This window comes from Streptomyces sp. NPDC050988 (genome assembly GCF_044456225.1).
Classification (GTDB): Bacteria; Actinomycetota; Actinomycetes; order Streptomycetales; family Streptomycetaceae; genus Streptomyces.
Genome location: NZ_JBITFQ010000022.1, coordinates 123,417 through 142,253 on the forward strand (window position 1 = coordinate 123,417; position 18,837 = coordinate 142,253).

The 18,837-nt window shown below is 69.9% G+C and carries 16 protein-coding genes; 7 read left to right on the forward strand and 9 right to left on the reverse strand.

Annotation, left to right across the window (positions count from 1 at the left end; all coding sequences use genetic code 11):
* Positions 1-423: 423 nt before the first annotated feature.
* Entirely contained in the window at positions 424-1,215 is a 792-nt protein-coding gene (locus ACIBEI_RS34510; protein ID WP_398894263.1) for an Atu4866 domain-containing protein, read from the reverse strand.
* Between the two features lie 898 nt (positions 1,216-2,113).
* Here ACIBEI_RS34510 and ACIBEI_RS34515 point away from each other — a divergent pair.
* A complete protein-coding gene (locus tag ACIBEI_RS34515) occupies positions 2,114-5,020 on the forward strand; it encodes an MGH1-like glycoside hydrolase domain-containing protein (protein ID WP_398894265.1) in 2,907 nt (968 codons plus the stop codon).
* 328 nt (positions 5,021-5,348) lie between these two features.
* On the opposite strand, the gene ACIBEI_RS34520 is transcribed toward ACIBEI_RS34515, so the two are convergent.
* The 6 genes from ACIBEI_RS34520 to ACIBEI_RS34545 form a co-directional block, all read right to left on the reverse strand.
* Entirely contained in the window at positions 5,349-7,295 is a 1,947-nt protein-coding gene (locus ACIBEI_RS34520; RefSeq protein WP_398894267.1) for a glycoside hydrolase family 9 protein, read from the reverse strand.
* On the reverse strand, positions 7,292-8,635 hold the full coding sequence (locus ACIBEI_RS34525) for a sensor histidine kinase (RefSeq protein WP_398894268.1): 1,344 nt from the start codon (positions 8,633-8,635) through the stop codon (positions 7,292-7,294). The genes ACIBEI_RS34520 and ACIBEI_RS34525 overlap by 4 nt, the downstream gene beginning before the upstream one ends.
* 32 nt (positions 8,636-8,667) lie before the next feature.
* The gene (locus tag ACIBEI_RS34530; RefSeq protein ID WP_398894270.1) at positions 8,668-9,360 is read right to left on the reverse strand and encodes a winged helix-turn-helix domain-containing protein; all 693 of its coding nucleotides are present in this window, start codon (positions 9,358-9,360) and stop codon (positions 8,668-8,670) included.
* A gap of 167 nt (positions 9,361-9,527) precedes the next feature.
* Positions 9,528-10,310: an SDR family oxidoreductase gene (locus ACIBEI_RS34535; protein WP_398894272.1), complete on the reverse strand. Its 783-nt coding sequence runs from the start codon at positions 10,308-10,310 to the stop codon at positions 9,528-9,530.
* 87 nt (positions 10,311-10,397) lie between these two features.
* A complete protein-coding gene (locus ACIBEI_RS34540) occupies positions 10,398-11,237 on the reverse strand; it encodes an SDR family NAD(P)-dependent oxidoreductase (RefSeq protein ID WP_398894274.1) in 840 nt (279 codons plus the stop codon).
* Positions 11,238-11,384: 147 nt separating this feature from the next.
* The gene (locus ACIBEI_RS34545) at positions 11,385-12,260 is read right to left on the reverse strand and encodes a helix-turn-helix transcriptional regulator (RefSeq protein WP_398894275.1); all 876 of its coding nucleotides are present in this window, start codon (positions 12,258-12,260) and stop codon (positions 11,385-11,387) included.
* A gap of 176 nt (positions 12,261-12,436) precedes the next feature.
* On the opposite strand from ACIBEI_RS34545, the gene ACIBEI_RS34550 reads away from it, so the two are divergent.
* Complete coding sequence (locus tag ACIBEI_RS34550; RefSeq protein WP_398894276.1) at positions 12,437-13,357, forward strand: helix-turn-helix transcriptional regulator; 921 nt, start codon at positions 12,437-12,439, stop codon at positions 13,355-13,357.
* A 185-nt stretch (positions 13,358-13,542) separates the two neighbouring features.
* Positions 13,543-14,109, forward strand: coding sequence for a flavin reductase family protein (locus ACIBEI_RS34555; protein WP_398894277.1), 567 nt, complete (start codon positions 13,543-13,545; stop codon positions 14,107-14,109).
* 110 nt (positions 14,110-14,219) lie between these two features.
* On the opposite strand, the gene ACIBEI_RS34560 is transcribed toward ACIBEI_RS34555, so the two are convergent.
* Positions 14,220-15,080, reverse strand: a complete 861-nt coding sequence (locus tag ACIBEI_RS34560) for a DUF2236 domain-containing protein (protein ID WP_398894279.1) — start codon at positions 15,078-15,080, stop codon at positions 14,220-14,222.
* A gap of 199 nt (positions 15,081-15,279) precedes the next feature.
* Between ACIBEI_RS34560 and ACIBEI_RS34565 the strand changes: the two genes are divergently transcribed.
* The 4 genes from ACIBEI_RS34565 to ACIBEI_RS34580 all read left to right on the forward strand — a co-directional run bounded on the left by ACIBEI_RS34565 (position 15,280) and on the right by ACIBEI_RS34580 (position 18,309).
* Positions 15,280-15,537, forward strand: a complete 258-nt coding sequence (locus tag ACIBEI_RS34565; RefSeq protein WP_398894280.1) for a hypothetical protein — start codon at positions 15,280-15,282, stop codon at positions 15,535-15,537.
* Between the two features lie 31 nt (positions 15,538-15,568).
* Complete coding sequence (locus tag ACIBEI_RS34570; RefSeq protein WP_398894281.1) at positions 15,569-16,051, forward strand: molybdopterin-dependent oxidoreductase; 483 nt, start codon at positions 15,569-15,571, stop codon at positions 16,049-16,051.
* Positions 16,052-16,116: 65 nt separating this feature from the next.
* Positions 16,117-17,043: a LysR substrate-binding domain-containing protein gene (locus ACIBEI_RS34575; RefSeq protein WP_398894282.1), complete on the forward strand. Its 927-nt coding sequence runs from the start codon at positions 16,117-16,119 to the stop codon at positions 17,041-17,043.
* Positions 17,044-17,148: 105 nt separating this feature from the next.
* Positions 17,149-18,309 (forward strand): NAD-dependent formate dehydrogenase, encoded by a 1,161-nt coding sequence (locus ACIBEI_RS34580; RefSeq protein WP_398894284.1) that lies wholly within the window; start codon positions 17,149-17,151, stop codon positions 18,307-18,309.
* 135 nt (positions 18,310-18,444) lie between these two features.
* On the opposite strand, the gene ACIBEI_RS34585 is transcribed toward ACIBEI_RS34580, so the two are convergent.
* Complete coding sequence (locus ACIBEI_RS34585) at positions 18,445-18,837, reverse strand: molybdopterin-binding protein (RefSeq protein WP_307519837.1); 393 nt, start codon at positions 18,835-18,837, stop codon at positions 18,445-18,447.

Below are 18,837 nucleotides of genomic sequence, written 5' to 3' on the forward strand. Positions count from 1 at the left end.
CCGTGCGACTCCGGCTCCGGCACTGAGGAAAGGCCCAAGCCTTTGCAGTCCGAGGTCCTCCGACAACGACAACAGTCCCTCGGAGAGGAGGAAGCGTTCGACATCCGTCGGGTCCCCGATGACCGCAAGTCCATCGCCGTCACTGATCAGCTGAATCTCGATGTCAATCGCCCGCTCTTGTAGTGACTCCCCGTAGCAGCTGAGGGTAGTTGGGGTGAGCGGCGCGAGACCCCCGATCTTCGGAAGACGTCGATTCCAGGGCTGGAACTCACTGGGGAGTTCACTGGTCTGTCTCGCTGATTTGTTCAGAGCCGGTACGGGCCGAAAGCCGATAGGGGCCGAAGCCGGTACGCGCCGAAGCCGGTGCGGGCCAAGACCGTTACGGTCAAGGCTCGTACCGGCTTCGGCCCGTACGGCGAAGGGTCAGCCGAGTCGCATGGCGTACCCCGCGTGGTGCAGTTCCTCGCCCTGGAACTCGCCGAAGGCCCAGAAGCCGAGGTCGTCCAGGTAGTCGATGCGGTCGCCGTCGATCCAGTACCGGCCCTCGTAGGCGTGCGGGCGGCCGCCCCGGGTCTCGTCGTAGCGGCCGTCGGTGGTGAGTTCCTGGTGCAGGAAGTCGTTCTTGTCGATCCAGACGCCGGTGCGCGGGCTGCCGGTCATGTCCCCGGCGGCCGGGATTCCGGCCTCGGGCGCGGTGGGGCGGTCGGGGGCGTCGGTGCCGGCCCACAGGACGGGCTTGCCGGCCGCGACCAGGGCGCGGACCTGGTCCGGGCGGGTCAGGAGCGTGGCCTGTGCGCTCGCCACGTCGGTCGCGAACTCGTCCGGCACGACGAGCAGGTCGCCGGCGTTGCCCGGTGTCAGTGTCGCGACGTACTCCGAGCGGTGACCGCGTCCGCCGACCAGGGCGACGGTGTCCACGACGGCCGGTACGACGGTCATGCCGGTGCAGTCGACGACGATCGCGTTGTCGTCCTGGGCCGCGGTGATGATGCCGGGGCCGACGCCCACGAGCAGGGCGCCCACGAGCAGGACGTCGGCGCCGGTCATGGTCCCGATCAGCGGGTCCATCGTCAGCACCCGGGCGTTGGTGAACAGGACGGGACGTCCCGCGTCGTTCGAGACGATCTCGTCGAAGGCATTGCTGTTCCAAGTCACGGTGTCCGCGTCCGCGTCCGCGTCCGCGTCCGTGAGCGTGTTCGTGTCGGTGTCGCTCATCGCCGGCTCCTCAGGTGAGTGGTTCCGTCGGCCTGTGGATTGCGTCGAGCGCGTTCACGCCGGCCGAGGCGGGGTCGGCAGCTCCTTGCGGCTGCCTACGGCCAGCCTGGTCGCGGCCACGGAACGGAACCAGGCCGCCGTTTACCCAGGTGTATGGCACCCACCTTGCGCGCCGGTTCGTACGAGGTGGCGCCTCCGGCGACGGTCTCTCTCCCCTCCCCGCCGCGGCCCCTCCCGCGACGGTCCTTCCCGCGACGGTCCTTCCCGCCACGGTCTCTTCTGGGACGGTCCCTCCTCGCCGTGGATCGGCCGGTGCACGGCCGCGCGCGACGAGGGCCCTGCCCTGCCTGCCCGGAGCACCCTGCCGCCGTCCACGTCGGTGCGCGGCGAGCGGCATCGACGACCCGAGCGCACACACCCACCGCGTCCGGGGCCTGAGTGCCTGCGGCTGCCAGCCCGTCCGTCAGTCCGACGGCCCGTCCGTCAGCCCGACCGCCGCCCCGTCAGTCCGCGGAGGCCATCAGCCTCCGAGGGCGCCGGTCCGGGTAAGGAGGGCGCCGGTCCGGCCGATCCGGCCGGGCCCCCACCGTCCCCGTACCAGCACCTCGCTCACCCAGCAGCGCCACCCCGCCGGCCGGAAAACGAGCCACTGGTCCATACCTATCCCAGGGCAGTGAATCGTTTTGGCGGGTCCCTGTCAATGCCTCAAGGGGCGGGATTTCCGGTGGAGTTCAGGAGGGGCGCGATGGGTTGACAGTCCATTACTGGGCGCCCATCATCGGTGCAACTTCGGCGAGGCGCCTCGCAGACCCACTGCTCCATGAATCCCAGGCCTTCGTGGGCGATCGATTTGAATCGATTCAGGCAACTTGTTTCCGCACCGATCCGGGAGGTACTCATGCGGCGCCGCCGTCTCCTGCTCCACCGAACACCCTTTCCGGGAAGCCTGGTCGGCCTCGCCATGGTCGTGGCCTCCGCGCTGACCGTGGCTCCCGCGCCGTCCGCCGACGCATCCGCTCCCGCGTCCGCGGCGACGGCGAAGGCCCCAACCGCCGCGCCCAGAGCGGCCGTTGACCCGCTGAACTACTCGCCGACGTCACGGACCCTCAAGCCGACCGCCGTCCACAAGACGTCCGGCAGTGTCGCGAATCCGCAGAACGTCCTCAGCGGGCAGCCGACGAGGATCTCCGGCTCGCAGTCGGCCATCACGCTCGACTTCGGCAAAGAGGTCGGCGGTGTGACAACGTTGTCCTTCGGCAGTGCCAGCAGCAGCGGTCAACGGGTCGGCCTGGCATACAGCGAGTCGTCGCTGTACGTGGGCAACAACAGCGACCGGAGCAGCGGCCGCGACGGCGAGGACGGGGCCCTGTACGCCACGGCCTCCGCCAACGGCAGCTACACGGTGCCCACCGCGAAGCAGCGGGGCGGCTTCCGCTACCTCACCGTCTTCCTCGACAGCTCGGGCTGGGTGGACCTCAAGGGCGTGAGCCTCGACTTCACGGCGGCTCCGGGGAAGAGCAACCCGGCCGACTACGCCAACTACTTCCACTCCAACGACGAACTGCTCAACCGCATCTGGTACGCCGGGGCGTACACCGTGCAGCTCAACACGATCGCCTCGAACCAGGGCCGCGCCTGGCCCCCGCCGGCCTCGGAGTGGGACAACGGCGCCACCGTCGGGGTGGGTGACTCCATCCTGGTCGACGGGGCCAAGCGCGACCGCACGGTGTGGCCCGGCGACCTCGGCATCGCCGTGCCCAGCCAGTACGCGTACTCGGGCGACCTCACCTCGACCCGCAACGCGCTCACCACGATGTTCGACGCGCAGTCCGCCGAGGGTGAAATCCCCTGGTCGGGACCGCCGTTCAACCTCAAGGGCTCGGACACCTACCACACCTGGACGCTGCTGGGCACGTCGACGTACTACACGTACACGGCCGACCGGGCGTGGCTGGACTCCCAATGGGCCGACTACAAGCGTGGGATGGCCTTCATCATCAACAAGATCGGCAGCAGCAACCTGCTCAATGTGACCCGCACGCAGGACTGGGCCCGGTCCGGCCAGGGCGGCGAGAACATCTCCGCCAACGCGCTGTTGTACGCCGCGCTCAGGGGCGGCGCCAACCTGGCCACGGTCGAGGGCGACGGTGCGCTCGCCGCGAGCTGGAACAGCCGGGCGGCCGCCCTCAAGACCGCGGCCAACTCCCGTCTGTGGGACGCCTCGAAGGGGCTGTACAAGGACAACCCGACCAGCGGTCTGTACCCGCAGGACGGCAACTCGCTCGCCGTCTGGTACGGGCTCACCGACTCCGCGGCCAAGTCGAAGAGCGTCATCGCGGGGCTCGGCACACGCTGGGGCACCTACGGCCCGACCACCCCCGAGTGGGGCGGCAACGTCTCGCCGTTCGTGGGCGGCATGGAGCTGAACGCCCGCTTCACCGCCAATGACGACCACGGCGCCCTGGACCAGATCCGCCGTACGTGGGGCCACATGCTGAACAGTGACATCGGCACCAAGAGCACCTTCTGGGAGGGCATCAAGGCCGACGGCGGCCTCGCGTACGGCGGTTCGTTCATGAGCCTGGCCCACGGCTGGTCCAGCGCGCCCACCTCCACGCTCACCTTCGACGTGCTCGGCACCGCACCGGAGTCGGCGACCGGCGCGTACCGCTTCGTCCCGCACCCCGGCGATCTGACCAGCGCCGAGGGCCGCATCACCATGCCGCAGGGTGCCGTCAACGCGAACTGGTCCCGCGACCCCGCCGCCGGCACCTACTCGGCGCACCTCACCAGCCCGTCCGGCACCACCGGCCGTATCGGAGTCCCGAAGTTCGGCGGCGGCAACGTCACGGTGTCCGTGAACGGCAGCGTCGTCTGGCGCAACGGAACCTTCACGCCCACCTCCGGCATCACCGGCGGCAGCCAGGACGACACCTACGTCTACCTCACCGGTGTCGCCCCGGGCGGCTACACCGTGACCGCCACCGGACTGGGCAATCCCGCTCCGCCCGCCGAGCCGGGCACCGGCGCCCTGCGCGCGGGCTTCACCCGGTGTGCGGGCGAGGGCGGTACGTGTTCCTTCAGCGGCACCCGCTCTGTGGCCTACGGGGCCGGGACGTACAGGTACAAGACGGTGACCGACAGCACCGCGTGCACCAACACGGCCTTCGGCGGCGACCCGGCGTCGGATCTCGTCAAGTCCTGCTACGTCGCAGACGCGGGCGGCCCGCCCGGATACACCGTCTGCGCCGCCGAGGGCGCCAACTGCTCCGTTCCCGGCTACAACCGCGACGTGGCGTACGGCGCCAACGGCAACTTCGCCCACCAGGTCACCAACGGCTCAGTCGCCTGCACCAACGCCCACTTCGGCGATCCCATCGACGGCGTGGCCAAGTCCTGCTATCTGCCGCCAGCCGGGGCACCGCCCGGAGGCTGGACCAAGTGCGCGGACCAGAACGGCACTTGTGCGGCCGCCGCGGGACAGCCGGTGATGTACGGAGCCTTCGGCGCGTTCGCCACCGCCACGGCCACCGGTAACACCCCGTGCACCGACGCCACGTTCGGCGACCCGATCTCCGGTGAGTCGAAGTCCTGCTATACCGCCACCGGCGGTCCGCCCGGCTACGCCACGGCCTGCTCCGCCGAAGGCGGCACGTGTGCCTTCAGCGGTCAGCGAACCGTCGCCTACGGCGCACGGGGCAGCTTCCTGTACAAGTCGTTCACCGGCGGCACCGGTTGCACGACGGCGGCGTTCGGCACCGATCCGCTGCCCGGCGTGAGCAAGTCCTGCTACCTCACGTCCTGAGCGGTACGACCCACCTCGTGTCCTGAGCGGTACGACCCACCTCGTGTCCTGAGCAGTACGACGCTTCCGGCAGCCCTCGTCTCCCCGCGGTTCGGGGGCTGCCGGATCACTCCGGGTGGGCCACCGCGTCCTTCTGCAGCTGCACCGCCGCCAACAGGCTCAGCTGCGGCTCCGCCTGGCGCAGTGCCTTCACCGCCGCGACCGAGGTGATGTCCCCGGTGAAGCCGACGTCGGCCAGCCGGGAGCGGACCCAGTGGGCGCGCAGCCGTGTGTGCCAAGTGACTTGAGGAGGCTCAGAGGCTACCGACTGCCTCCTGCCGGATACTGGCTACGGGTTGTCGGCCTGTGCGGTCAGGGCGAAGGCCAGCAACGCCGTCGTGGTGAAGTCGAGGGCGGGTTCCACGGTCTGCCAGGCGCCCACGTCGTCCACGTACCGCGCGCCCTTGCCGTCGAAGTCGGTCCAGGCGCCTGTCGGCGGGGCGGCCGTGCACTTCTTCATGGTCGGGAAGCTGTTCAACTCCTCCAGTTTCGAAGCCTCGTTGGGGCCGTTGACTACGGCGCCCCGCAGGATGGCGCCCTTTCCGTCGTGGCTGCCGCGGAGGTTGGCCAACTGGTGTTCCGGGCAGTGCGGGTAGACCTCACCCGCGCCGATCACGAAGCTGGTGCCCCAGGCGTTGGCGCCGAGGGCCCAGCCCCGTTGCTGCCCGGCGAAGGCCGCGTAGCGGGTGTCCCCGGTGGCCCTGGCGTACAGGCGAGCGGTGGCCACCAGCCCGAAGGTGTGCGGTACGGCGTCGAAGTCGTCGTAGACGGCACCGGCGCCGAACGGGTCGTGCCCGGCACGGTCGACACCGTCCTCCAACTGGCGGCGCAGGTCCGCGTACAACTCCTCGTCCCCGATGCCGTTCCTCCGGGTGCCGTCCAAGGCGGTGGCCAGATCCACGTGGGCCAGGGCGCTGACGTCGGCGACGTTGAGGGTGCCCTTGACGTCGGAGTCCAGGTAGGCGCGGGCCCAGCGGGCCGAGTCGGCCGTCCAGTCGCCCTCCCGGTCGTCCCCCAACTTTCGTGCAGCGAGGGCCAGTTCGGATCCGGCGAACTCCATGTCGTCCTGCCAGGAGTCCTCGGGATAGAAGGCGCTCGGGAAGGCGGTGAAGAGCGGCTCGGCGGGGTCCGGGTCGGTGTCGGCCAGGTCGTAGACGGTGGCGGCCTTGTCCAGCCAGTCCTGCGCCTTGTCGGGGTCGGTGTCGGCCGCGCGCTGCGCGGCGAGGGCGAAGACGGCGGCCACGCGTCCCGCCAGGCTGGGGGTGATCGGCTCGCCCGGGTCGTTCGCGCGGAAGACCGGCCGGTGCTTGATCGTGTAGTCGGGGTCACCGGGTGACACATCGAGCCGGTCGTCTGCCTCGGGCAGCCGCCACACGTCGTGATCCGTCCGTACGTTCTCGTTGCCCGCGCCGATGCCGACCTGGGCGTAGAGCGTCTCGCTGTCCTCGTCCCACATCCTGTCCAGCCAGTCCAGCCCGTGCGTGGCCTCGGCGGACAGCTCCTTCATCTGCGGCAAGTCCCGCTGGGCGAGCAGGAGTTCGGCGACCGAGTAGGAGGTGGTGCCGGTGAACTTGAGGAAGTCTCCCGCGTCGAACCAGCCGCCCGAGACGTCGGCCCGGTCACCGGTCGGGGTCAACCGCTCGTCGAGCAGCTCGTTGCCCTCCTCGTCGTACTCCGGATCGGCGTAGACGGTCGCGTCCTCGTCGGCCAGATGGGACGGGCCGTGCTTGAGGGCGCCATCGGGAAGCGCGCCGGCGGGAAGCACGTCGGATCCGTCGCGCTGGGCCTGGAGGAAGCGGACGTTGTCCCGGACGAGCGGGGTCATCAGCTCGTGGGCGTCGGCGACGCGGAAGGCGGGCGAGCGGCCGGCGGCGGTACCGGTCAGGACGATGCGGTAGGTGCCGGGGGTGTTCAGCGCGGACAGGTCGGCGGTGCGTACCGAGGGGTACTTCGCGTTCCAGCGGCCGGTGACGGCTCCGAGCCTGCCCGCCGCGACCACCTCGTCCTTGGCGTCGACGACTTTGAAGCGTGCTCCGGCGAGTGCCGCCGAGGGCCCCATGACGTAGGCCTGCTTCTTCTCGCCTCGCAGATAGCCGACCTGGTCGACTCGCACGGCCACCTCGGGAACAGACGGCGCGGAGACCCCGCCGTACAGGTTCATGGCGACGAGCACGGCGCCGAGGCTTGCGGCGGTGGTGGCGGTGACCAACAGCGCGGGGCTGCGCAATACGTTCATGCGCCCACGGTGCCGGGACCTTCATGAGATGAGGATGAGGACGCCCGGGGCACGTCCGTGGGCAGCCGCAGTTCGGCGAGCAGGCCGCCGCCGGGAGCGTCCGCGAGGCGGGCGGTGCCGTGATGCAGTCCGGCGACCCAGCGGACGATGGCGAGGCCTGCCCCTGTTCCCGAGGCGGCCCCCGTTTCTGTGGCGGTCCTCGATTGCGAGTCGGCTCCCGCGCCCGAGGAAGCCCTCGTGACACCCCGGCCGAAGACCCGCTCCCGGTCCGCGGGCGGCACGCCCGCCCCGTGGTCGCGGACCGTGACGAGGCCGGGGGCGACGGTGACCTCCACCGGTGACCCGGCCGGGCCGCCGTGCCGCTGCGCGTTCTCCACCAGGTTCCGCACAGCCTGGGCCAGCAGGTCCGGATCCCCGAGTACCACCACCGGCTGGGAGGTCACCGTGACGCTCGCGTGGTCCGGCAGCTCCTCGACCGTGGTCTCCACCAGCTGGTCGAGGCGCAGGGGCACCAGCTCGGCCCGCTGCGCACCGGATTCCAGCCGGGCCCTCGCGAGCAGCCCGGTGACCAGCCGGCTCAGCCGGTCCACCAGCCGCAGGGCCTCGTCGGAAGACGCTGAAGCACCGGATGAGGAATCCCGTTCCACCACGAGCCGCAACGTCGCCAGTGGCGTACGCAGCTCGTGTGCCGCTTCGGCCAGGAACTGTTCCTGTTGCGCCAGCCCGCGCAGGGCGGGACGCATGGCCCGGCCGGACAGCAGGTGGCCGACGGCCGCCGCGCAGCAGACCAGAGCTGTGCAGCCGAGTGCCAGCCAGCGAACGAGGACGTCGTGATCGCGTTCGCTGCGCGCCAGCTCGGTGCCGACCAGCACGGCCGCGCCGATCCGGTCGCCGTCCCAGACCGGGGCCGCGGCCCACCTCAGCCGCCCGCCGTCCGCGGAGGGGGTGCTGACGACGACGGTCCCCTGTTCCTCCAGGACGCTCCGCCAGACACCGTCGAGCCGGCCCTGACCGGGCAGCGCCGAACGCGCGGGAACCACGTTCCGAACCGACGGCGACTCGCCAGGCGCCGCTTGCAGGACCGCCAACACCTCGGCGCTGCGCGCGAGTTCGTCCTCACGCAGCGGCTCCAGATGCAGCACTCCCGCATCGAACCAGACCGCCCGCGACAGCCCGACCGCACGGCTGCCGACCTCGTGGTCGAGCCCGGACCGGCGGGACCCGGAATCGATACGTACGGCGACCACGGCGAGTACGACCAGACACGCGGCGGTCGCCGAGGCGAACAGGAGCGTCATCAGCCGACGCGTGCGCCGCAGCCGGGCCACGGCGGGTGACATGGAGGACCTGGCTGACACGCCGTCCCGGCGGCTCACGCCCGCGCCCCGGCGGACGGCTCCTGATCGGCTCCGCCCAGCCGGTAGCCGACCCCGCGCACCGTCCCGATCGGATCGGGCGGACCGAGCCGTCGCCGCAGCTGACCGATGAGGACGTCCACCACGTTGGACATCGGCTCACTCGCCTCGTCCCAGCAGCTCTCGATCAGCTCGGTGCGTGTGACGACCTCGCCCGCGCGCAGCATCAGCAGCTCAAGGACGGCGAACTCCTTGGCCGACAGGCTGAGCAGCACCCCGGCCCTGGACACGCGGCGACGTGGGAGATCGACCTCCAGGTCGCCCGCCCGCAGGACCGGCGGCCGCGCGGGCTGCTCCCTGCGGCACAACGCCCGTACCCGTACGACCAGTTCGGCGAAGGCGAAGGGCTTGACCAGATAGTCGTCGGCGCCGTGCTCGAAGCCGGCCACCCGGTCGCTCACCGCGTCCAGTGCCGTCAGGAGGAGAAAGGGCAGTACGGATCCCGTCCGCCGGTGTGCGGCGAGCAGCGTGAGCGAGTCACCGTCCGGGACCGAGCGGTCGGCCACGACACAGTCGTAGCTGTTGACCGAGAGCTTGAGATCCGCTTCCGCCAGCGTCCGTGAGAGGTCCACCGCGAACCCCGCACCACGCAGCTGAGCAGCGACGACAGGCCCCAGCTCGGGATCGTCCTCCAAGACCAATACGCGCATGGCCCGGAGCTTAGACGGTGCGGTCGCCGGGGCCGGATGGCCCGGTGGTCGCCCGGTCGTGTGGTCATGTGGTCATGTGGTCGTGCGGGCCGTCATGTCCGCCGACGCGTCGTGGGGGGGGAGGAACAGCCGAGAGCTGTTCCTCCCCCGCCATGACGGGACGGACTTCAGACGACCTGGGCCGTCGGCAGGATGGTGATCTCGGTGAGGTTGACGTGACGCGGCACGGCGGCCATGAAGGCGACGGTCTCGGCGACGTCGGCGCTCTGGAGGACGTCGATGTCGTGGATCAGGTCGGCCATCAGCTTGGACGCGTCGGGGTCGGTGACGTGGTCGGGCAGCTCGGTGTCGACCATGCCGGGCTCGATGGTGGCGACGCGGACCATCTTGGGACCGAGTTCGACGCGGAGCAGCCGGGTGAGGTGGCTGATGTACGCCTTGGTGCCGGAGTAGATGGAGAACTTCGCCAGGATGCGGGTGGCCGCGATGGACGAGGTGTTGATCAGGTCGGCGGGCCTGCCCTGGGCGGCGGAGTCCGTCAGGTGGGGGAGAAACGCGGCGATGACGTTCATCAGACCGCTGATGTTGAGGTCGATCTGGCGCTGCCAGTCGTCGACCTTCAGCTCCTCGATGCCGGAGATGAGCTGGACACCGGCGTTGTTGAACACGAGGTCGGCCTTGCCGAAGCGGGCGGCGACCTGGTCGGCGGCGGTCTGGACGGCGGCGCGGTCGGTGACGTCGACGGCCAGGGCGAGCGCGGTGCCGCCGGCGGCCTCGATGTTCTTGACCAGGCTGTCGAGGCGCTCCTTGCGGCGGGCCAGTACGACCACGGTGGCGCCGAGTTCGGCGAGGCGTTCGGCGGTGACGGCACCCATGCCGCTGGAGGCGCCGGAGACGACGGCGACACGGCCGGCCAGGGGAGTGCCCGTGAGCAGAGCAGCAGACATCACAAAACCTCAATCTGATGGATCGGGAGGTGGGGAGGGCTCTTTGATCGGAGGGTGGGGAGAGCCGGAGGTGGGGGATCCGGCGATGCGTCAGGCGGCGTCCTCGTGCGCGGTGGCGGCGGACTTCTCGCGCCACGGGGCGAGGTCGTCCTGCACCTGCCGCTGCTTGACGTCGAGCCGCTCCAGGGTGTCGCGGCCCAGGTAGAGGTGCGTGGGCAGCTTTTCGCCGGAGGCGACCTCGACGATGAGGGCGGCGCCCTTGACGGGGTCGCCGAGCTGGGCGTGGTTGGCCCGGTCGATCCAGTCCAGCGTCACGTGCGCGGGGGTGTCGTCGTAGTCGGTGATGCGGGTCGCGGCCACGGAAAGCGAGCTGGAGTCGAGGAAGTCCGTGCGGAAGACACCCGGCTCGACGACCACCGACTGAATTCCGAACGGGGCCATTTCCGCGGAGAGCGCTTCACTGATACCGGCGACCGCGAACTTCGACGCGCAGTACAGGCTGACACCGGGCTCACCCTCGAAGCCCGAACGGGAGCCGATGTGCACGAGCTTGCCCGATCCCTGCTTGCGCATGACGGGAAGCACCGCGCGGGTGACGTTGATCAGGCCGAAGACGTTGAGGTCGAACAGCGAGCGGGCTTCCGCGTCGGTGATCTCCTCCAGGGCGCCGAGCAGGCCGCGACCGGCGTTGTTCACCAGGACGTCGATGCCGCCGAACCGCTCCACCGCGGCGTCCACCGCCTGCGGGATGCTGTCGTTGTCCGTGACGTCCAGGGCGACCGCGAATACGTGGTCGGAATCCTTGAGATCGGCCGGCACACGCTCCGGATTCCGCACGGCGACCACGACATTGTTGCCGCCCGCCAGGGCGGCCCGAGCGATTTCAGCACCGATTCCACGGGAAGCGCCGGTGACAAACCACGTAGCCATGGGAAAAACCTCTTTCGTCGTTTCCCCTTTTCGGGGATTTCCTGTTGACGTATTCGAGTCTGCCCGGGGGCCATGGCGCGATGAAGGCTGTGCTTTTCCTGGGAGTCCCATACCTAGGCTTACCTAGGAAGAGGAGGCGAACGTGGCTCAGGCGCCCTGTGCGGGATTCTGCTGGTGGGGTACTTCGGGCGCGCTGATGGAACCCAGCAGGGACAGACGGTCCTCGGAGGGAGAACCCGGCTCTGCCTGAAGGATGACGAGCTGCTGTCCCGGAGCGCTGCGGATGGTGAGGGCCTCGTGCCTCAACTCCAGGTCTCCCACGCCGGAGTGGTACATCTGCTTGACCTCGTACGGCGGGACCCGGGTGTACTCACGTGCCCACAGGGAGCGGAACTCCCCGCTGCGCACGGACAGTTCACCGACGAGTTCCAGAATGCGGGGATCCTCGGGGGTGCTCGCGGCGGTCTGCTGAAGGTCGGCGACCGCACGGTTCTTGGCCCGTTCCGCGTTCCGGTAGAAGGTCTTCGCCGCGGGGTCGAGGAAGAGCATGCGCAGTACGTTGTCGTGCTGTGCGAAGTCGGCGTAGAGGGCGTCGGCCAGTGCGTTGGTGGCCAGCAGGTCCTGGGCGTGGCCGATGATGAAGGCCGGTGTCCTGGTCCAGCCTTCGATGAGTCGCCGCAGGTGCGGGCGGACACGCTCGACGCGGAACGGGGACTTGGTGCGGCGGGTCGCGGGCCGGGCCAGCCGGAAGAGTTCCTTCTTGTCCTCTTCCCCGAGGCGCAGCACGCGGGCCATGGCCTCCAGTACCCGTGCGGAGGGGCTGAGTTCACGGCCCTGCTCCAGTCGGCTGTAGTAGCTCAGGCTGACACCCGCGAGCGCCGCGACCTCATCGCGCCGCAACCCGGGCACCCTTCGCCGGCCGACGCCGGGCAGCCCCGCGTCCGCGGGGGTCAGGCGTTCCCGGTGGGAGCGGAGAAACTGACCCAGCCCTTCAACCAGGTCGGGGCGCGTGTCGTTGTCCATGCTGTCGAGGCTAGGTGGAAAACACCCGGAAATGGTGTGCGGACGGTGGGTGCGTTACACCCAGGTTTGCGGGCCCGCCTCACCCTGTGACTACTCTGCGTATACGTGCCTGTCGCCCGACGTCATATTGCACAACCTGGACTTCTGGTCGGCCGGAAACCATCTAGGCTTGCCGCATGAGCAATGGGACACCTTTGGGTGATTTCCTCAGAGCCCGTCGAGAAGCCCTCAAGCCGCAGGATGTCGGTCTTCCCGAATACGGGCGACGCCGGGTGCCGGGACTGCGCAGAGAGGAAGTCGCGCTCCTCGCGGGCGTCAGCTCCGACTACTACATCAGGCTGGAACAGGGGCGTGAAAGCAGCCCCTCCGCGCAGGTGGTCGAGGCCGTCGCACTCGCGCTGAAACTGGACGCGGAAGCCGCCGACCATCTCAACCGCCTCTGCCTCACCGCCTCGCAGCGCCCGCGTGACCGGGACGAGGCGGAGGTCAGCCACCAGCTGTTGCAGCTGATGGACGGCTGGGAGCACACTCCGGCCTTCGTGGTCGGCCCGGCCCTCGACATCATGGCGGGCAACTCCCTCGCCACAGCTCTGCACAGCGGATTCGACCAGTTCGACAACCTCGCCCGCATGGTGTTCGTCGACCCGGCGGGCCGCGAGTTCTACCAGGAATGGGAGCGGGCCGCGCACTCCTGTGTCGCCGAGATCAGGGCCGCCTACGGCCACGATCCCGAATCGGCCCGCATCGCCGAGGTGGTCGCGGAACTGTCGGCCCAGAGCGAGGAGTTCGCGGCACTCTGGAAGATGCACGAGGTCAAGAGCAAGTCCCAGGAAGGCAAGCACCTCAAGCATCCTGAGGTCGGGGACCTGAACATCAAGTTCGCTGCTTTCACGGTCAACGGGGCCCCGCATCAGCAACTGGTGGTCTACCAGGCCGAACCGGCCGGCCCGACGGCGGCCGCCTTCGAGACGCTGAGGGCCATGGCGGTCGCGCCGAAACAGGCCACGTCCGCCGAGCCGACGGAGACCACGGCGACCGAGTCGACGCAGGCCCGGGCAGCCGCGCCCGTGGCCGACCTCGCCGGCAAGGAGCAGTAGGGCGCCGGCAAGGAGCAGTAGCGGCGGGGGGGCGGGAGTATGTGAGCCGGGGGCGAGGCTGGTCCTCCCGTACCCAGGAACAACGTGGCCTTCATGGCGGTGTGCCTGTCTGCCGACACTCGATGCGACAGACAGTGCGCCGGCCCGGGTGCCGGCGCCCGGATCGCACGGCGCCAGGAGCAGACATGATCACCGTGAAGGACCTTCGGCCCCACCCCCTGGACCAGGTTCACCGACTGATCGAACCAGGCCCCGTCATCCTGGTCACCACCAGGCATCGAGGCATCCCGAACGTGATGACCAACGGGTTCAACATGATGGTGCGCCACGCCCCGCCGCTGATCGCGTGCACCATCGGCCCCTGGGACCACAGCTACCAGGCGCTGGTCGAGACCGGCGAGTGCGTCGTCTCGGTCCCCACGGCGGACATGGCGGCCACCGTCGTCGACATCGGCAACTGCTCGGGCGCCGACGTGGACAAGTTCGAGGAGTTCGACCTGACCGCCGTGACCGGTGAGCAGGTCCAGGCACCGCTCGTGGCCGAATGCTTCGCCAACATCGAGTGCAGGGTCGCCGACACCAGCCTCGTGGCCGACTACAGCCTCTTCCTCCTCGAACCCGTCAGGGCGTGGACCGACCCCTCACAGCCCCAACCCCAGCTGTTCCACCACCGCGGAGACGGAACCTTCACGCTGGACGGCCCGACCGTCGACCTGAAGGACCGCATGACCAAGTGGCAGTACCTGCTGTAGCGGTCGCGTATCAGAGGGGACCGTCGGCGGTGCCGCGTACGACCGACGCCGTATCTCTGCATCTCGGCTCCACCGGCGCGGGCCCGTCGCCGCTCGGGGCCCGGTACGGCTCAAGCTCCTTGAGCTGTGCGTTGGTGCGCCGGTTCCGTCGGAGGCGTGCCGGAAGCGGTGTGCGGGAGTCCGGACGCAGGCGCTGGGCGCGGAACGCGGACTTCAGGAACGCGGACGACACGCTCGCGGCGAGGGCTGATCCAGCCGATGCGATGGAGCCGGCAGACCCGCTCGCCCGCGAGGAAGCGGGTCAGGTCCCTGCCGAACGACCGTAGGGGGGCGGGGAACCAGCGCTCCGCGAAGAAGCCCATCATCGCGGTCGCCACGCGATGGCCGGACTCCGTCGGCTCGTACGGCCTGGACTCGAACTCGACGGCGAACGCGTTCATGGCGTCCCAGTCCTCGGGAAACGCCTCGTCGTACAGTGGGCCGGACTCACGTTCCAGAAGGCGGAAGAGCGCCTGCGCCCATCGGTGCCAGGCGGTCTTCATGGGTCCGCTCAAGCCGGGCAGGCCCAGCGAGGTCTGAAGACGGTCGCCGAACGTGGCCAGCAGCACCAGCGGATAGACGAAGTCGTCGGTGTCGTCGAAGTTGCCGGGTAAGTGCGGGGTCCCGCGGGCGACGGCCAGGTGGATACGGTTCAGCCGTCCGGCGGCCCCGCGGCCCGCCGTACTGGACAGGCCGTCCACCATCCAGGCCATCAGGAAGTCGTTGCCGTCCTGGAAACGCCGGTGGGGCCTCGTCTCCAGCTTCGAGGTGTGGGCCAGTGTGGCGGCCCCGAAAGCCGGCTGCATCATGCGCATGGTGCCCGGATAGATCATCATCGCCAGGGCGAACTCCGGGACGCGGTGGCCGACATAGAGCGAGACCATCCGCTCCCAGTCGGTCTCCGGGTCCATCCGGGACAGTTCGCGGTCCACCCACTTGTATCCGCGGCGCAACGTCGGTTCCCCCTGTCTCCGACCATGCGCTGTGGCGTACCGGCCGCACGTCGTCGGCGCCCTGCGAAGCAACCCTTCCAGGGGTGCGGTCGTCTTACCGGGCGTCGTGTACGGAGGGTCAGGATCAGGATCAGCCTCCGTCCACGCGTACCGGCAGTCGACTGAAAGGGCGCAGTCCATGGAGCTCGATCCCGACCTCTGCCTGGACGTTCCGGAGGGTTTCGACGACTCGGATGCCGAGAGCCAGGTGCATCCCATAGCCAGGAAGCTGTTCCCCGCCACAACCGCCGCGGAAGCCTTCGGGAAAGCCCAGGAGTGGGTGGGGGAGAACCAGGTCTTCCTGCTCGACGTCTCATGGGACTTCGCGTACGACGAGGACGAGCCCTACACCCTGAGCGTCTACTTCACCTTCGAGCTGGAACCCGAGGACGCCTGACACCGTACGGTCATGCGGGAGGTGGTAGCCAGTGAGTCAGCCCCTCGCAGCTGCCCGTGCGGCCGCCGGTCCGGTGGCGGAACTGGAGCTCGCCGGTGATCTGGACCGCCCGGCCCGGATGACGGTGCCCGACCTGCTCGCCTGGCCGCAGCACGAGGCCGAGGTCAGCTTCGAGTGCGCCACCAGCGGCATCCGGCACCATCGCTTCACCGGACCGCTCCTGCACGACGTACTGACTGCCGCCGGCCCCGCATTCGACCCCTCCCGCCGCAAGGACCGGCTGCGCTTCCTCATCGCCGTGTCCAGCAGGGACGGACACCACGCGCTGCTGTCCTGGGCCGAGATCGACCCCGACTTCGGCCGCGCGCCGGTCCTGCTCGCGGTGGGCATCGACGACACCCCGCTCGACAGAGAGGGACCCCAACTCGTCCTGCCCCAGGACCGCTGCGGCGCCCGGCACATCAGCGGCATCGACACGATCCGCGTGGACGGCGGCTACACCCCGTGGACGTGACACCGCCCGGCCCATGCTGTACGTCGGCACCCCGGGCACGCAGCCCCCTCCCGCGGAGGTCACGCATGCAACTGCGCCAGCTGGAGTACCTGGTCGCCCTCGCCCGCGAACGCCACTTCGCCCGCGCCGCGGCCGCCTGCTACGTCTCCCAGCCGTCGCTGTCCGCCGCGATCCGCCGCCTCGAACACGAACTGCACGTCCCGATCGTGCGGCGGGGGAGACGGTACGAGGGACTCACCCCGGAGGGCGAGGTGGTCCTGGCCTGGGCGCACCGCATGCTCGCCGAACGCGACGCGCTCCGCCAGGAGTTGTCCGCCCTGGGCGACGGCCTCACCGGCACGCTCCGCCTCGGGGTGGTCCCCACTGCGCTGCCCGCCGCCTCCCTGCTGACGACCCCGTTCTGCGACCGCCACCCACGCGCCCGCGTCAGCATCGAGTCCCTGTCCTCGGCCGACATCACCCACGGGCTCGCCGAGTTCGAACTGGACGCGGCGATGACGTACCTCGACGACGACTCGCTGCGCCGACTGCCGCTGTACGAGGAGCGATACGTCCTGCTCACCCCCACCGACGGCCCGCTCGCCACCGCCGCCACGGCCCGCTGGGCCCAGGCCGCCACTCTCCCGCTGTGTCTGCTCGGCCCGCGCATGCGCAACCGCCGCATCATCGACGAGTGCTTCGCGGCCGACGGCGCCACGGCGGCCCCCGCGATCGAGTCGGACAGCGTGGCGGGGCTGTACGCGCACCTCCCCGGCGGCCGCTGGTCCAGCGTGATCTCGCACGCGTGGCTGCACATGTTCGGCGTACCGGACGGCATGCGGGTCGTACCGCTGGAGGGGCCCGCCCATGGACCGAGGGTGGGACTGGTGACCGGCCCCGACGATCCGCCCTCCGTACTGGCCGGTGCGCTCCTGACGGTGGCGCGGGAGGCGGGCGTACGAGAGGCGCTGGACGCGTTGCTGCGGACGTATATCGACGTCGGCGACCACTGATAGACGTGCGCTATACGGGCATAGCGAAGTTCGCTTTGACCAGCGGAGTTCCCGGCGAGGATCGTGAAGCGCACCTTCCGTAACCGGAGTTGAGGAGCCGTGACCATGGCCAAGGTGCTCTGCGTCCTGTACGACGACCCCACCGACGGATACCCGACCTCGTACGCCCGTGACGACCTCCCCGCGATCGACCACTACCCCGGCGGGCAGACCGCCCCGACCCCGTCCGAGGTCGACTTCACGCCGGGCCACCTCCTCGGCAGCGTCTCCGGTGAACTCGGCCTGCGGCGCTTCCTGGAGGCCGCCGGGCACACCCTTGTCGTCACCTCCGACAAGGACGGCGACGGATCCGTCTTCGACCGGGAGCTGCCCGACGCGGACGTGGTGATCTCGCAGCCGTTCTGGCCGGCGTACCTGACCCCGGAACGTGTCGCCGCCGCGAAGAACCTCAAGCTGGCGGTCACGGCCGGCATCGGCTCCGACCACGTCGACCTCGACGCGGCCATCGCCCATGGTGTGACAGTCGCGGAGGTGACGTACTGCAACAGCATCAGCGTCGCCGAACACGTGGTGATGATGACCCTGTCCCTCGTCCGCAACTACCTGCCCTCCCACCAGGTGGTGCTCGACGGCGGCTGGAACATCGCCGACTGCGTGGCCCGCTCGTACGACCTGGAGGGCATGCACGTCGGCACGGTCGCCGCCGGGCGCATCGGACTCGCGGTGCTGCGCCGCCTCGCGCCCTTCGACGTGAAGCTGCACTACACCGACCGGCACCGCCTGCCCGAGGACGTTGAGCGGGAACTGGGCCTGACCTTCCACGAGACGGCCGCCGACATGGTGCCGCACTGCGACGTCGTCACGATCAACGCTCCGCTGCACCCGGAGACGGAAGGGCTGTTCGGCGACAAGCTGCTGGGCGAGATGAAGCGCGGCGCGTACCTCATCAACACCGCGCGGGCGAAGATCGCCGACCGGGACGCCGTCGACCGGGCGCTGCGCAGCGGCCGGTTGGCGGGCTACGCGGGCGACGTCTGGTACCCGCAGCCCGCCCCGGCCGACCACCCCTGGCGGACCATGCCGCACCACGGCATGACCCCGCACATCTCCGGCTCCTCCCTCTCCGCGCAGGCCCGCTACGCGGCGGGCACCCGGGAGATCCTGGAGGCCTTCTTCGCCGGACGGCCGATCCGCGACGAGTACCTGATCGTCGACGGCGGCGCACTGGCGGGAACGGGCGCGCACTCGTATTCGGTCACCAAGTGACCGTGCGCTTGTACTCGGTCACTTGGTGACCGCGCACCGGTACTCGGGCGCCAACTGACCGCGCTCCGGTATTGGGCCAGCAAGTGACCGGCCTCCCGGCCGAGTTGTGACCGCGGGAGGCCACCCCCTGCTCCCTCAGGCGCGGTCGATGTGCACGTTCGTCGACTTCACCCGGGCGGTGGCCTCCACCCCGACCTCAAGACCCAGCTCCTCCACGGCCTCCCGGGTCAGCAGCGACACCAGCCGGTGCGGCCCGGCCTGGATCTCCACCTGGGCCGCCACATCGCCGAGCTTCACGGCGGTGACGATGCCGGGAAAGGCGTTGCGGACGGAGGTGTACGAGACGTCCTCCTCGCTGCCGCTCTTCGCCAGCTCGACGGAGAAGGCGGCCAGCGCCCGCCCGTCGATGAGGCGCCGCCCGCCCTCGTCCCGGTGCGTGGCCACCCGGCCCGCGTCCGCCCACCGCCGGGCGGTGTCCGGACTGACTCCGAGCAGCCTCGCTGCCTGGCCGATCGTGTAGGACTGCAT